13 protein-coding genes are annotated in these 13,257 nt (G+C 73.0%); 8 read left to right on the top strand and 5 right to left on the bottom strand.

All coding sequences use genetic code 11. The annotated features are described in order from the left end of the window. Window positions 1–98: 98 nt before the first annotated feature. Window positions 99–1,529 carry a cellulase family glycosylhydrolase gene (locus tag SSNG_RS32675; RefSeq protein WP_007268224.1) on the bottom strand — a complete coding sequence of 477 codons (1,431 nt, stop codon included), beginning with the start codon at window positions 1,527–1,529 and terminating at the stop codon, window positions 99–101. A gap of 224 nt (window positions 1,530–1,753) precedes the next feature. On the opposite strand from SSNG_RS32675, the gene SSNG_RS32670 reads away from it, so the two are divergent. Beyond that, the gene (locus tag SSNG_RS32670) at window positions 1,754–3,241 is read left to right on the top strand and encodes a hypothetical protein (protein WP_007268223.1); all 1,488 of its coding nucleotides are present in this window, start codon (window positions 1,754–1,756) and stop codon (window positions 3,239–3,241) included. Between the two features lie 341 nt (window positions 3,242–3,582). Here the strand turns inward: SSNG_RS32670 and SSNG_RS32665 are convergent, their stop codons facing one another. Further along, the gene (locus SSNG_RS32665) at window positions 3,583–4,062 is read right to left on the bottom strand and encodes a MarR family transcriptional regulator (protein WP_241695283.1); all 480 of its coding nucleotides are present in this window, start codon (window positions 4,060–4,062) and stop codon (window positions 3,583–3,585) included. Window positions 4,063–4,240: 178 nt separating this feature from the next. Here SSNG_RS32665 and SSNG_RS32660 point away from each other — a divergent pair, with 178 nt between their 5' ends. From SSNG_RS32660 to SSNG_RS32650, 3 genes are all read left to right on the top strand, one after another. Then, window positions 4,241–5,371: an NADH:flavin oxidoreductase gene (locus tag SSNG_RS32660; protein WP_007268221.1), complete on the top strand. Its 1,131-nt coding sequence runs from the start codon at window positions 4,241–4,243 to the stop codon at window positions 5,369–5,371. Window positions 5,372–5,600: 229 nt separating this feature from the next. Next, window positions 5,601–6,680, top strand: a complete 1,080-nt coding sequence (locus SSNG_RS32655) for a PD40 domain-containing protein (protein ID WP_128637276.1) — start codon at window positions 5,601–5,603, stop codon at window positions 6,678–6,680. Between the two features lie 57 nt (window positions 6,681–6,737). Further along, window positions 6,738–7,280, top strand: a complete 543-nt coding sequence (locus SSNG_RS32650) for a DapH/DapD/GlmU-related protein (protein WP_007268219.1) — start codon at window positions 6,738–6,740, stop codon at window positions 7,278–7,280. Window positions 7,281–7,319: 39 nt separating this feature from the next. Here the strand turns inward: SSNG_RS32650 and SSNG_RS32645 are convergent, their stop codons facing one another. After that, window positions 7,320–7,829: a RidA family protein gene (locus tag SSNG_RS32645; protein WP_007268218.1), complete on the bottom strand. Its 510-nt coding sequence runs from the start codon at window positions 7,827–7,829 to the stop codon at window positions 7,320–7,322. Between the two features lie 174 nt (window positions 7,830–8,003). Here SSNG_RS32645 and SSNG_RS32640 point away from each other — a divergent pair, with 174 nt between their 5' ends. Continuing rightward, window positions 8,004–9,242, top strand: coding sequence for an MFS transporter (locus tag SSNG_RS32640; protein ID WP_129593363.1), 1,239 nt, complete (start codon window positions 8,004–8,006; stop codon window positions 9,240–9,242). Between the two features lie 155 nt (window positions 9,243–9,397). Next, window positions 9,398–9,799 (top strand): hypothetical protein, encoded by a 402-nt coding sequence (locus SSNG_RS38310; protein WP_007268216.1) that lies wholly within the window; start codon window positions 9,398–9,400, stop codon window positions 9,797–9,799. A gap of 129 nt (window positions 9,800–9,928) precedes the next feature. On the opposite strand, the gene SSNG_RS44360 is transcribed toward SSNG_RS38310, so the two are convergent. Together SSNG_RS44360 and SSNG_RS44355 are read right to left on the bottom strand one after the other, a co-directional pair. Continuing rightward, on the bottom strand, window positions 9,929–10,306 hold the full coding sequence (locus tag SSNG_RS44360) for a hypothetical protein (RefSeq protein WP_007268215.1): 378 nt from the start codon (window positions 10,304–10,306) through the stop codon (window positions 9,929–9,931). Window positions 10,307–10,339: 33 nt separating this feature from the next. Then, complete coding sequence (locus SSNG_RS44355; RefSeq protein ID WP_007268214.1) at window positions 10,340–10,633, bottom strand: hypothetical protein; 294 nt, start codon at window positions 10,631–10,633, stop codon at window positions 10,340–10,342. Window positions 10,634–10,892: 259 nt separating this feature from the next. Here SSNG_RS44355 and SSNG_RS44350 point away from each other — a divergent pair, with 259 nt between their 5' ends. Together SSNG_RS44350 and SSNG_RS44345 are read left to right on the top strand one after the other, a co-directional pair. Further along, window positions 10,893–11,783 (top strand): hypothetical protein, encoded by an 891-nt coding sequence (locus SSNG_RS44350; RefSeq protein WP_007268213.1) that lies wholly within the window; start codon window positions 10,893–10,895, stop codon window positions 11,781–11,783. After that, the gene (locus SSNG_RS44345; RefSeq protein WP_241695179.1) at window positions 11,681–12,838 is read left to right on the top strand and encodes a M28 family metallopeptidase; all 1,158 of its coding nucleotides are present in this window, start codon (window positions 11,681–11,683) and stop codon (window positions 12,836–12,838) included. Before SSNG_RS44350 ends, SSNG_RS44345 begins: the two co-directional genes overlap by 103 nt. Window positions 12,839–13,257 lie beyond the last annotated feature (419 nt).

The raw sequence follows: 13,257 nt of genomic DNA, 5'->3' as shown, positions 1-13,257 counted from the left end.
CAGGAGCGAGCTCGTCATGGCGGCCGTCCTTTCCTGGGAACCGCATCATGACACACCGACTGAACGCGTTCAATAAAACCGGCCCCGCCGCCCTGCTCCTACCGCGGGCTGATCGTCACCTGGTACGTGGCTCCGGCCCTGCCGCGCGTGGTCACGGTCACGGTCCGGCCGCGGCCGTCCCATCTGGCGTTGCCGCCGCGGACCGTGACGCGGCAGCCGTTCGGGTAGGCGTCCTCGGGAACGGTGATCTCCGTCGGCCCCCCGGCGTCGCCGCGGGTGCGGAAGGTCAGGGTGTAGGTGCGCGTGCCGGGGTCGTACGCGAAGCCGAGCGGGTCACCCGCGACGGCCCGCGCGTAGGGCTGGACGAGCAGCCGGGCGTTGGGCTTCACGGCGCCCGTCCGGTCGAGGAAGCAGTAGCCGCCGCCCCGGCACCACTGCCACCACGTCCAGCCGCTGGAGAAGCGGTCCATGGCGGCCGTCATGTCCGTGACGAACCGGCTCGCGTGCGGTACGTAGGGGTTCCCGCCCCACTCCCCCACGATCACCGGCATGCGGTTGCGGGTCGGGTAGTCGCTGATGGCGGCCTCGTAGACCGGGATGAAGGTGCCGTTGGGGTCGTAGTCGGCGCCGGTTTCCATCGCGGTCTCGTAGAAGTGCGGCGCGTACCCGGCGTGCGGGTCGTCGATGGCCCCCAGACGGGTGGGGACGCCGAGACCGACGATGACGGTGGGTTCGACGAATACCCACGACCTGCGGTCGACCAGGCGGACCGCCCGGGCGAGGCGGTTCCACATCTCGGTGAGCTCGCCGGCTTCGAAGCGGGCCGCGGCGGCCGGGAGGTCTTCGCCTTCGAGGAACTTCGCGAACGGCTCGTTCATCAGGTCGTAGCCGAGCAGCGCCGGGTGCCTGCCCAGGGCGGAGGCGACGGTCACCCACATGCGGGCGTGCGCGGCGCGCAGATCGGTGTCCTTGTACAGGTGGTCGAAGGCGGCCTGCACGGACGGCTCGAAGTACTGGGAGAACCAGTCGTCGGGTATCGGCGTGAAGGGCAGCCCGTCGTCGCGGGTGGCCCAGTCGGGGATGCCGCGGGCGCCGAAGTGCGGGCCGTACACGTCCTGGTGGGCATCGAGGACGACCTTGACGTGGTAGCGGTCGGCCCAGTCCAGGATGCGGCGCATCTTGGCGAGGTAGCCGCGGTCGTAGTGCCCGGGGGTGGGTTCGAGGTCGTCCCAGAAGAACGCCAGGCGCGCGAGGTTGAAGCCGCGGGCGGACATCTCCTTGAGGTCGCTCTCGTGGATGTCGGCGAACGCGTCAGCGCCCCGGCTGCTCTTGTCGGCGAGGTTGAAGCCGCGCCACTGCAGCGCGCGGCCCCGGCCGTCGGCGATGAAGGTGCGGTCGCCGACCGTGACGCGGTCGGCGACGCGGTCGGTGACGCGGTCCGGGCGGGCCTGGGCCTGCGCGGGGACGGTGCCGAGCAGGAGGGCTGCCACGGCGAGGACGACGGGGGCGAAGCGGGAGGTCCGGCGCATGCAGGAGACCCTTTCGGGGGCGGCTTCTCGGACGGCGTGCTACTGGCCGGTCGGATGTTACTGACGGGTGCGTCAAGTTCCCACCGTTTCAGCGGAGTTGGGAATGTGCGTTCGGCCATGACAGGGTCCGCCCGGCACTCCACACTTGTGCTGAACCGGGCGATGGGGAGGCGCTGATGGGTCGGGCTCTTCGTACGGGTGTGCCCGCGGGTGTGGTGGTGCTCGTGGCGTCGGCACCGTGGTACGCCCCCTACTACTCCACGGTCCTGGTGTGGGAGCTGCGCAAGCTCTTCGCCTGGCTGGCCCTGCCGCTGCTGGCGGTGGGGATCGTCGCGCTGGTGGGGCTCGGGCGGTGGCTGCTGCGCAGGGTGCGCGGCGAGGACGGGGGCGGTTCGGGGGAGGCGGCGGCCGTGCTCGGCTGCCTGGGGGCCCTCGTCGGTCTCGCGCTCGCCGTCTGGTGGCTGGTCTACGGCGCGCACCTGCAGGACCGCGGCTACATGGAGGCCACGCGGGTGGTGACCGAGCCGGTGCCCGCGCTGGCCCCCCGCGCGCCCTACCTCGTCGGGAAGGCGCAGGCGGCCCCGCACCTGGGCGATGTCACCGGGGAGATCTCCGACATCACGTACCTGCCCGACTCGGACCGCTTCTCCACCCTCCTCGAGCGCAGCGGCTGGTTGTCCGGGTACGAGGTCGGCCTCGTGCAGGAGGTGCCGCTCGGGGGTACCGGCCGTGCGCAGCAGCGCTGTTCGTTCGACGTCGACGTGGCCGACGCCCGTATCAGCGGCTGGTTCGGCCACAACCTCGGCCGGAAGATCTCCGGGCAGAAGCGCTGGGTCCGCTTCGAGGCCGGCGACGCGTACGTGACCTGCTCGGGCGGTACGCCCGTCGTGGTCGTGCCCCTGAAGCGGCAGACCGGGTTCCTCGTCGTGACGGAACGTCCGGCGGGGGTCGCGCTCTACGACGGCCGGACCGGCGAGGTCACCATCACCACCGAGACGGAGGCCGTCCCGGGCCCCTCCTATCCGCTGAGCCTCGCCGCCCGCCAGCGGGAGGCGGTGGCAGCCGTCGGCGGCTTCACGGACTGGTGGTTCGAACGCAGCGGCTGGGACGCCTCGGAGGACGGAGCGAACGAGGGGAACGACTCGGAGTTCACCCTGCGCTACGGCGATGCGAGCGGGCGCAGCGTCTACGTCACTCCCCTGACGCCGCAGGGCGAGGCCAGCTCGGTCGTCGCCGTCGCGACGGTGCCGGCCCGCCACCGGGGCGGCGGGCTGGCACCGCTGACCGTCCACCGGCTCGATCCGACCTGGTCCTCCCCGAAGGCGATCATCGCGCTGATCAAGGCCGAGTACCGGGACGTCTGCTGCTACAACGACGACCGGGTGTTCGAGGTGGTCCCCACGGGCGGGACCACATGGACCGCCACGATCGGCAGCGAACAGGACATCCGCTACCGCGTGGAGGGCAGGGGCCAGGTCGCGGGCCGCGAGGCGACCTGCCTGAAGGCCGCCGACGGGGCACTGATCAAGTGCGCGTTCGCGGCCCCCGGCTCACCCGAGGAGCAGGAGCTCAAGCGGCGCGAGGAACAGGCGAAGGGCCGACCCCGGACCGAGCCACCGGACCTCGGTGACCTCACCGCCTACACACCCGAGCAGCTGGCCGAGCTGAACCGCCGCATCAGCGAGGAGGTCAACCGCCGGCTCAAGGGCTGAGCGGACGCCGGAGGGGCTGGAAGGCGTCCGGCCGAGCGTGTCGGAGGCGAACGCTGTGCCCGCGAGGCCGCGTACCTGCGGCGGCTCGTCGAATCCGAGGAGGGGCACGGACGGCCGTACGGCCCGCCCCCGGGCGGAGCGACGGGTGCGCGGGCCGCACTGGAGGAGGCTGCACCGGGCGGAGGGGATGGGGTTCGCCCTGAAGGCGCAGTTCCGTGCCGTGCCGGAGCTGCCCCGGGAGGTCCGAGGCCCTCGCCGCCGCGGCAGGCCGGACGGCCCGCCCGTACGAAGATCGAGCCGGCGCGCCGGGTGCACGAGGACGACCTGCACCCGTGAGGTGGCTACGCGGTGGGCGGCGCCGGTTCCCCGGGGGCCGGCGGCCGGCAGGCGGCGCCGGCGGGGTCCTCCTCCGCGCGCGGCCAGTAGCGCCCTTCGAGTGCCTCCGCGCTGCGGTTGAGCCGGACCAGGACGTCTTCCAGCTCCCGCACCTCCTCCGGCGACCAGTCGGCGACGATCCGGGCCAGGCAGGACCGGTTGACCTCGCGGTGCCCGCTGAGCCGGCGCCCGCCCTCGTCGGTGATGCGCAGCTTGCGGGCCATGCCGCCGTCCGGATCGGCGACGCGTTCGGCGAGCCCGCAGCGCAGCAGTGCGGCGGTCTGGCGGTTCACGGTCGAGGTGTCGAGCCCGAAGGCCTCGGCCAGCTGGCCGATGGACATGGGGCCCTGGGTGTCGATGCGGCTGAGGAGCAGGTACGCCGACCGCTCCAGGCGCTCGTGGTCGCGCTCGGGCCGGCCCAGCACCTGGTGCCGCGAGAGCAGCATCAGCTCCCGCTCCAGTTTCTCCAGCACTGCGCCTCCCGCTCCTTACCGGCGCTCCATTATCGCCGACCCCTGCGGGCCGACGGGCCTCCCAGGCTGCAATATGCATGATACATAGCATGTGTACTATGCACTTCTCGTTGTCATCCGACGAGCCACAGCCACCACCCGGAGGACCCGCATGACCGCCACCACGTCGACCGCCTCCCGCGCGGCCGAGATCCTCTCCCGGCCCGTCACCTTCAACGGCCTCACCGTCCCCAACCGCATCGCGATGGCTCCGATGACGCGGATGTTCTCCCCCGGCGGCGTGCCCGGCGAGGACGTGCGGGCGTACTACGCCAGCCGCGCCGCCGCGGGCGTGGGCCTGATCGTCACCGAGGGCACCTACGTCGGCCACGAGTCCGCCGGGCAGAGCGACCGGGTGCCGCGGTTCCACGGCGAGGAGCAGCTGGCGGGCTGGGCGAAGGTCGCCGCGGCCGTGCACGAGGCGGGCGGCACGATCGTGCCGCAGCTGTGGCACATCGGCATGGTGCGCAAGCAGGGCGAGGCGCCGTACCCCGACGCCCCCGCCATGGGTCCCTCCGGCATCCGCGTCGACGGCACCGAGGGGACCGGCAGGGCGATGACCCGCGCCGACCTCGACGACGTCATCGGCGCGTTCGCCGACGCCGCCGCGGACGCCGAGCGGATCGGCTTCGACGGCGTCGAACTGCACGGCGCCCACGGCTACCTGCTCGACCAGTTCCTGTGGGAGCGCACCAACCGCCGCACCGACGCGTACGGCGGCGACGCGGTGGCCCGTACGAAGTTCGCCGCGGAGGTCGTCGCAGCGGTCCGCGAGCGCGTCTCGGCCGAGTTCCCGGTGATCTTCCGCTACTCGCAGTGGAAGCAGGAGGCCTACGACGGCCGGCTCGCGCAGACCCCGGAGGAGCTGGAGGCGATCCTGGCCCCGCTGGCGGCGGCGGGCGTAGACGTCTTCCACGCCTCCACCCGGCGCTACTGGCTCCCCGAGTTCGAGGGCTCGGACCTGAACCTCGCGGGCTGGACCAAGAAGCTCACGGGCCGGCCGGCCATCACCGTCGGCTCGGTGGGCCTCGACGGGGACTTCATCCGCTCCTTCGCCGGCGAGGGCGCGGCGCTCGGCGACATCGACAACCTGCTGGACCGCATGGAGCGCGACGAGTTCGACATGGTCGCCGTCGGGCGGGCGCTGCTCCAGGACCCGCAGTGGGCGGCGAAGGTCCTCGGCAACCGGTTCGACGAGCTGAAGCCGTACGACGTGGCGGCGCTCGGGTCGCTCAGCCGGTAGCCGGCGGGTCCGTGCGCGAACGCCCCGCGTAGGCCGGTCCGCCGGCTTCCGCGGGGCGTTCGCGCTCCGTCATGGCCGAAACCATATCTCTCGGGCATGTGCCTCATTGACCCCACAGCACCGTCGCGATTGCATGCTCTGGCCTCCGGCAGGGAGCCGGAGGCGGGGCTTCGTCGTCCTGGCTGGGGGGAACATGAGGGGAACCACGAGAAGGGTCACCACCAGACGCGTGCGGGCCCTCCTGGGCGCGGCCGTCGCGGTCTGCGCGGTCACGGCCGCCTTACCCGGAACCGCCTGGGCCGGACCCGTGGGGGCGGCGGGTAGGGCGACCGCAGGCGTCGAGAGGATCAGCGTCGCGCCCGACGGCGCCCAGAGCGACGGCGGTTCCGGCGCCGCCTCGATCACGCCCGACGGCCGCCGCGTCGTCTTCTCGTCCTCGGCGCGCAACCTCACGTCCGACAGCGCGGCCGGCCACGAAGCCGTGTTCGTCCGCGACCAGCAGACGGCGCTGACCAAGCGGATGGGTACGTACACCCCGCTCCAGCCCCCGGCGATCAGCGGCAACGGGGCGTACGTCGGCTACTCGCTCCAGTGGTTCAACGACGTGCGCATCCGCCAGTACCAGGTGAGCACCGGTGGGACGGCGTCCGCCAACTGCTCGGCCTACAGCTGCGACCAGCCGTCCCTGAACGGGGACGGCCGGTACACGGCCCTCGCCCTCCTCATGAGGAAGCCGGCCCCCACCAACCGCCAGCGCGTCGAGGTCCACGACTGGAACACCGGCGCCGTGGTGACCGTCGCCTCCTTCGAGCACACCTACCCGGCCCGGCCGTCCATCAGCGGCGACGGGCGCTACGTCGCCTACCAGGACGGCGCGGCGAAGGACGTCTTCGTCTGGGACCGGACCACCGGCACCAGCACCGGCCCGGTCGAGGGCCCGGCCACGGCGGCTTCGCTCCTCCAGCTCAGCGACGACGGCGGCACGGTCGTCTACCTCTCGGGCTCCAGCACCTACGTCCACGACCTGCGTTCGGGCACGACCCGAACGGTCACGGACGTGAAGGGCCTGGCCATCGATCCGACCGGCCGGCACCTGCTGTACGCCCCGACCGGCACGGGCGGGCCGTCGCTGGTGCTGCGCGACCTGGAGACCGGCGCCGACCAGGTCGTCTCGGACCGGCCCGCCACGGCGGGGATCGACGCGGTCAGCACGGGAGGGCGCGACGTGGTCTTCCAGTCCGCGGCCGACGACATCGTGCCCGGCGACACCAACGGCGCGTCGGACGTCTTCGTCCGCCACCTCTTCTGACCGGACCGGTCGGATCCCGTGTTGTCCGGTCACGCGGACGCACGGAAGAATCGCGGCATGTCCAGCGACCGGCTCATGCGCATCCACAGCCCCGAGTTCCAGGCCATGGCCGAGAGGGTCCTGCGCGTCACCGCGCTCACCTCCCGTCTGAACGCCCTGCCCTTCGAGGACGAGGAGGGCAGGGCCGGGCTGCTGGAACAGATCCTCGGCAAGCCGCTGCCACCGAGGGTCACGATCTATCCGCCCTTCTACACGGACCACGGTCTGCGTCTCGAACTCGCCGAGCGGGTGTTCATCAACCAGAACTGCACGTTCCTGGACTACGCCGGCATCCGGCTCGGCGAGCGCGTGATGGTCGGCCCGAAGGTCACGTTCATCACGAGCGGGCACCCGGTCGATCCCGAGGAGCGGCGGCTGTACCTGACCGGCGCGCCCATCGACGTCGCGGAGAACGTGTGGATCGGTGCCGGTGCCACGATCCTGCCCGGCGTCAGCATCGGCCGGGACGCCGTGATCGCGGCGGGCGCGGTCGTGGCCGACGACGTTGCGCCGGCGAGCCTGGTGACCGGTACGAAGGCCGCCGTGAAGCGTCAGTGGTGACGGGCGGGCCGCGCGGTGGTCACCGCGCGGCCCGTCCGGTCAGGAGCGGGGCGAGACCTTGACGATGGCCTCGATCTCGACGAGCTGCTCGGGGACCGACAGCTCGGAGACGCCGACGATGGTGTCGGTCGTGCGGTGCTTGCCGACGTACTCCTTGTGGAGCCGGGCGGCCGTGTCGAAGTTCTGGCGCAGGTCCTTGGTGAAGATCTTGATGCTGATGATCTGGCTGCGCGGCACCTTGTAGTGCGCGAGGACCTTGTCCAGGTTGTCGAACGACGTGCGCACCTGCTTCTCGAAGTCGCCGGCGCCCACGAAGTTGCCCGCCGCGTCGTGGGACACCTGCCCCGAGATGTAGATCTCGTCCCCCGCTCTGATGCCCTGCGAGTAGCCGTAGGACTCCTCCCACGGCACTCCGAAGGTGAAGTGGTCCCAGCCGCGGCGTGCCTGGTCCTGCGCGCTGGCGCCCTGCGGTCCCGTGAAGGTGATCGTCGTGGCCACGACCGCGGCCACCACGGCGCCGATGCCGAACCTGCGCCTTGACTTGGTCATTCCTCGCGTCCTTTCGTCACCGGTGAAGCCCGGAGCCCTGACGCTGTCAGAGCGGAGGGGAGAACACCTCGAACGGGAATCGAGTGGACGCGCGGGCGGGCCGGGGCGGCGCGGACTGGCCGGATCCGGTGCCCGTGGGTTCCGGTGGCGGGGCGGGGCTGGCAGCATCTGCGGGTGCTCGGAAAACGTGGTGTCGTCCTGACCGTGGTGGCGGCCGCGTACGGCATGTCCTCCATGGGGGACCAGATGGCGATCCTCTCCCTGACCCTCCGGCTGCACGACCAGGGGCACTCGGGCGTCGCCGTCTCGGCCCTGGTCGTCGCCGGGGTGCTGCCGCTGGTCGTGGTCGGGCCGCTGGCCGCCCCGCTGGTCGACCGGGTCGAGAGCGGCCGGCTGGTCGTCGTGGTGGCGGTGCTGCAGGCTCTGGTCAGCGCGGGGCTGGTGTTCGTCACCGGCCTGGCCGGCACGCTCGTACTGCTGGTGCTGCTCGGGGCCGGCCTGGCCCTGGCCTCGCCGGCGCTGCTGCTGCTGGTCCCGCGGATCGTCGGTGCCGACGGCACCGCCCGCGGCTACGCCCGGCTCGACTCCTTCCGGTCGGCCGGCAACGTGGCCGGGCCGGCGCTGGCCGGTGTGCTGATCGCCGTGTCCGACGTACGGGTCGTCCTGCTGGCGAACACGGCCACCTTCGTCGCCATGGCCGTGGTGCTGGCCTGCCTGGGGATCCGGCGCGAGCCCGTGGCGGGCGCCGGCGGCAGCTGGCCGGCGCAGGTCCGGGAGGGGGTGCGGGTCCTGGGCGGGGACCGGCTGCTGCGCACCGCGATCCTCGCGCTGGCGTCGGCGATCGTGTTCACCGCCGTGCTGAGCGTGGCCCGGGTCTTCTTCATCCGGGACGATCTGGGCGTGTCCGGCACCGGGTACGGCTTCCTGGTCAGCGCGCACACCGTCGGGATGCTCGCCTCGTCCACGCTGATCGCCCCGCGGGTCCCCTTGGAGTGGCAGCCCCGGGTGCTGGTGGGGGCCGGCGTGCTGATGGGGACCTCGCTCGCCGTCGGGGCCGCCGTGCCGGTCTTCGCCCTCGCGCTGGTCTCCTTCGTCCTGACCGGCGTCGCCAACTCCCTCCAGGGCCTGGCGATCCGCAACCTCATCCACGCCCGGGTCCCCGAGCAGGTACGCGGCCGGGCCTTCGCCACCTCGGGGGCGACGCTGAACGGGGCCAACCTGGTGGGGACCGCGCTCGGCGGGCCCGCCACGGCACTGCTCGGCGGAGCCGGGGCCTTGGAGCTGGCGGGGGCGGGGACGCTGCTCGTGACCCTGGCGGGCAGTCCGGTGCTCCTGCGCCACCGCGCCGGCGCGGATGCTCCGGAGCAGCGGTCCCGGGCCCCGGAACAGGAGGCCGGTCCCGTGCAGGAGTAGGCCCGCGTGCCGGTGGCCGGTTTGCGTTCCTGCGCGTTGACGGGCCGTCGAGGCGTCCCTAGCGTCGAAAACCGACCGTTAGAGGTCGAGTACGTCGTGTCTCCGATCTCAGAGGGTGCCAGGCAGACCCTGCCACCCGTCAGAGGGGGAAACCCATGTCCAGCACGATACTTCCCGGCAATCCCGTGATCCGTGAACTGGTGCTCCTGGGCGACTCGGCGCCCGGACGCCGGGGCGGGCGCACCGTCGTCGCCCAGTCCCACTGCGAGATCGACCTCGCCTCCGACGAGGGGCTGGAGCGCTGCGTCCAGGCGTTGCGCGCCTCCGACGAGCGCCTCGCCGAGCAGTCGGACGGCCCGTACGACTGGCAGCGCACCTGGGTGGAGCGCAACGGCCAGGGCGGCGGCAAGGTCGTCTTCGACGTGGCCTGGTACGACGAGGAGTTCTTCCGGCAGAAGAAGGACACCTTCCTCGCTCCCGGCCACCTGGCGATGTACGCGAACATCGGCGCCGAGGACGGGGCGGTGCAGGTCACCCACTGGCACAAGGTCGACTGACGCACCGCCGGGCGAGCGGTGCGGGCCCGGCCCGGTCGCCGGGCCGGGTCTCCGCCCGCTAGGGTCTGTCGTCAAACTCCCGTCGTCGCCCGGAGGGCGGCCTCGCGGACGGGAGTTTGACGACAGACCCTACGGGGCCTGCGTCGCGGGGTCGTCGTCCTCGTCGGTCGCCAGGGCGGCCGGCAGGGGCAGCCCGTACCTTTCGCACAGGAACCGGGTCTGGCAGTAGCGCTGGGCGTCTGCGGCCACTCCCCCGAGGACCGCGGAGTTCATGCCGGCACCGATCAGGACGCCCACGAAGGGCACGACCTTGGCGACGTTCTGCACCGGCACCCGCGCCCCGGCCGGGCCCAGTTGCCGCATCAGCTTCTCCAGGGCGGCCAGGAGGCGGTGGTCGTGGCGGAGCTTCTCCGACCACTTCACCCGTCCCCTGATCGCCTGCGCCGCCCGCGCGGTCTCGCTCAGCGGCTTGGCCTTGGCCGCCTGTGCCATGAAGGACCGGCGCACCAGGCGCTGGATGAAGTCCTGCTCGGCGGGGTCCTAGGCGTCGTAGCCGTAGGAATACGCGATGCGCGCGGCGATCGACGCGCTGAGGACCTGGATGACGAGGATGTCCGCCGTCATCGCGACGGGTATGCCGGCGACGGGGACCATGGCCAGCAGGCCCATGGCGCCGCCCTCGAACGCGCCGGCGGTGCGCCAGGTGAGGGTGTTGCGGGAGAGCAGCCGGTCGCAGGCCCTGAGGTCCTGGTGCCGCAGTTCCGTGAAGCTGTCGAGGTCCACGCCCCGCTTGCGGGCGAGGTCCTCCACGTTCTTCGGGTCGTTGAGCTCCATGGCCCAGTCGTTGACCAGTTCGAGGAGCGCCGCCGCAGCAGTGTGGCGGTGTGACTGCTCATCGGTTCTCCGTTCCGGCCGTGATCGCTGGGTCCACCATGCCCTACCGGCTGCCGCGTTCTGCCGGGATCGGCCTTACGGGGCGTCAGGGGAGGCCTGTTACGCCGATCGGGTGGGGGCGGGGCCGTGCGCGCGGTGGGCGGGCGGGGTGCGGGCAGAGGACGGGGTGGGAACCCACACCACCTCGGAGGCGCTTCACATGTCCGTGCTCTTCTTCGACATCGGGGCCACGCTGGCGGATGCCCGGATGGAACCCGACGGCTCGCTGACGCTGCGGCCCCGGCCCCGGGTGGTCGCCGTCCTCGATGCCCTCGCCGCCGTACGCAAGGGCATCATCTCCAACCCCGGGCCGGGCGACGGGGCGGCCGAACGGGCGGCGGGGGCGCTCGAAGCGGCGTTTCCCGGCCGCTTCACCGACGCGGGTCTCGTGCACTGGGGCGTGAAGGACGGCCGCGGGATCTTCGACCGGGCGGTCGCGAGCACCGGCGGTGTACCGGCCGACGGCTGCGTGTTCGTCGGTGAGGACGCCCAGGAGCGGGCGTTCGCGCGGGAGGCGGGGATGCGGTCGGCTCCGCATCCGGTGTTCGCGCCCGCCGCGATGGAGGGCCGTCCCGTGTTCTTCGCGCGGATCGGCCTGCCGGAGGGACGGGGTCTGCCGGAGCTGGCCGCGGTGGTGGAGACGACCGAGGCCGTTCCCCTGCATGTGGCGTCGGAGCGGCTCGTGCTCGTGATGGCGAGCGGACTCGGCGCCGAGGTGCTCGAACGCGCCGGATTCGCGGTGGACCTGCGGGAACCGGTGGAGGACAGGTCGGCCTTCCAGATCCGCGACGAGGGCCCGGCCGGCTTCTCGGAGCCGGACACCGGGATGCGGGGTTCACCGCCGGGCGGCGGCCGGGCGCGCCGAAGGCCCTGTACGGGTTCGTCGCCGAGGCCCTGGCGGCGGGCGGTGCGCCGCCAGCCGCCCTGCTCGGGCCGGCACTGGGGGGCGTGTACCTCGCCGTGCCCGCCGGTGCGCGGGTCGAGGAGGTGCACCGGCCGGGTGCCCGGCCCGGGGACACCGAGTGCCTGCTGCCGGACCCGGCGCTCCTGACGCGGCCCGGCGAGGGGGCGGGGGGTCCGCGCCCCGGTGTGAGGGGTGCGGCCTCCGGCGACGGGCTCCCGTCGGCGGAGGTGATCGCCGCGGTGCGGGCGACGGTGACCGCCGAGGTCCTGCGGGGCCATGTGGCGCGGCTCTCCGGCGCCGAGCCGCTGGTGGAGGGCGAGCCGCTGACGGTCCGCAGCAGGGACGCGGCCGCGGAGGACAACGCGCTGGTCGTCGAGGCTCTGGCCGGCCGGTTCCAGGAGCTCGGGCTGCGGGTCCGGCGGCACCCGTTCCGGTGGCGGGGGCGGCAGTTGTTCAACGTGGAGGCCGAGCACCGGGTGGCCGGGGCGGATTCCGCCGTCCTGGTCACGGCCCATCTGGACTCGACGGCGTCGGGCGGTGAGTTCACGGACGAGGACGGTGCGCCCCGGCCCTACGACCCGGCGGTGGACCCGGCGCCGGGGGCCGATGACGACGGGAGCGGGACGGCGGGGGTCCTGGCGGCGGCCGAGTGCCTGGCCTCCCTGCTCGCCGCCGGCCGGCGGCCGGCCCGCAGTGTGCGCTTCGTGCTCTTCGACGCCGAGGAACAGGGCCTGGTGGGCAGCAAGTTCTACGCGCGGGCCGCCGCCGCGGAGGGCGACCGCATCGCCGGGGTCTTCCAGATGGACATGATCGCGGGGCTGCGGCGGGGTGCCGTGCCCAGGGTCGAGATCCACGCGGGGTCCGCCGTACCGGGTCCGGTCGTGGGGGCTTCCGACGCGCTCGGCGAACTGGTCGCCCGTACCCTCGCGGCCTTCGACCCCGCGGTGACGGTCCAGCACCTCACGGGCCCCGGCGATCCGGCGGTGGGCCGCAGCGACCACGCCAGCTTCCACGAGCGGGGGTGGGCGGCCGTCGCCGTGTCCGAGGACCTCTTCTCCACTCCCGAGGGCGCGCCCGGCACGGGCACGCGGCAGTACCACACCCCGGGGGACACGCTCCTCGACGAGGACCACGACTGCGGTTTCGCCGCGACGATCGCCGGCTCGGTGACCGCCACCGCGCTGGCGTTCGCGGGGCTCTAGGGGGTGTTGCGCCCTGGCGGGCGTCCTCGGGGTGGGGCCGGTGGCGTGCGGGGGGGTCTGGTCCTCCTTCAGGAGGACCACGAAGGGCTCGTCGTCCACCCGGACCGGCGGGAGGGTCGCGAGCGGCGCAACGCGCGCGAGGGCGACTGGTGTTGGTGGAGCGAGGGGCGCACATGGCATCGGCTCCGCCTCCGCCGCGGAGCGCCGGGCGCAAGCCGCCGGAGGCATGGCGTGCGCCGCCCGCGGGCGTCGGTCCGGGCCGCAATCATGCTGCCCGGGACCAAAGTTGCGAACCCTCCCCCGTGGAGATCGCGGCCTTTGGGCGGCGCATACAGCCATGCGGAAGGCCCCTCGCGAGTGCGGGGGGCCGCCCCTTTGGCGGCATGGGCAAGATCCTGCTGCACCAGCCTGCGGCTGTC

Origin of the sequence: Streptomyces sp. C (genome assembly GCF_000158895.1) — a bacterium.
GTDB lineage: Bacteria > Actinomycetota > Actinomycetes > Streptomycetales > Streptomycetaceae > Streptomyces > Streptomyces racemochromogenes.
Note: the sequence above shows the minus strand (reverse complement) of the source record. Positions and strands in the feature narration are given on the sequence as shown.

Bases quoted from the DNA above. Each gene is read 5' to 3' on its own strand.
- SSNG_RS44355 (WP_007268214.1), bottom strand. From the start codon at position 10,633: ATGGAGCTCAACGACCCGAAGAACGTGGAGGACCTCGCCCGCAAGCGG.
- SSNG_RS32665 (WP_241695283.1), bottom strand. From the start codon at position 4,062: ATGCTGCTCTCGCGGCACCAGGTGCTGGGCCGGCCCGAGCGCGACCAC.
- SSNG_RS32675 (WP_007268224.1), bottom strand. From the start codon at position 1,529: ATGCGCCGGACCTCCCGCTTCGCCCCCGTCGTCCTCGCCGTGGCAGCC.
- SSNG_RS32650 (WP_007268219.1), top strand. From the start codon at position 6,738: ATGTCCAGCGACCGGCTCATGCGCATCCACAGCCCCGAGTTCCAGGCC.
- SSNG_RS38310 (WP_007268216.1), top strand. From the start codon at position 9,398: ATGTCCAGCACGATACTTCCCGGCAATCCCGTGATCCGTGAACTGGTG.
- SSNG_RS32645 (WP_007268218.1), bottom strand. From the start codon at position 7,829: ATGACCAAGTCAAGGCGCAGGTTCGGCATCGGCGCCGTGGTGGCCGCG.
- SSNG_RS44350 (WP_007268213.1), top strand. From the start codon at position 10,893: ATGTCCGTGCTCTTCTTCGACATCGGGGCCACGCTGGCGGATGCCCGG.
- SSNG_RS32660 (WP_007268221.1), top strand. From the start codon at position 4,241: ATGACCGCCACCACGTCGACCGCCTCCCGCGCGGCCGAGATCCTCTCC.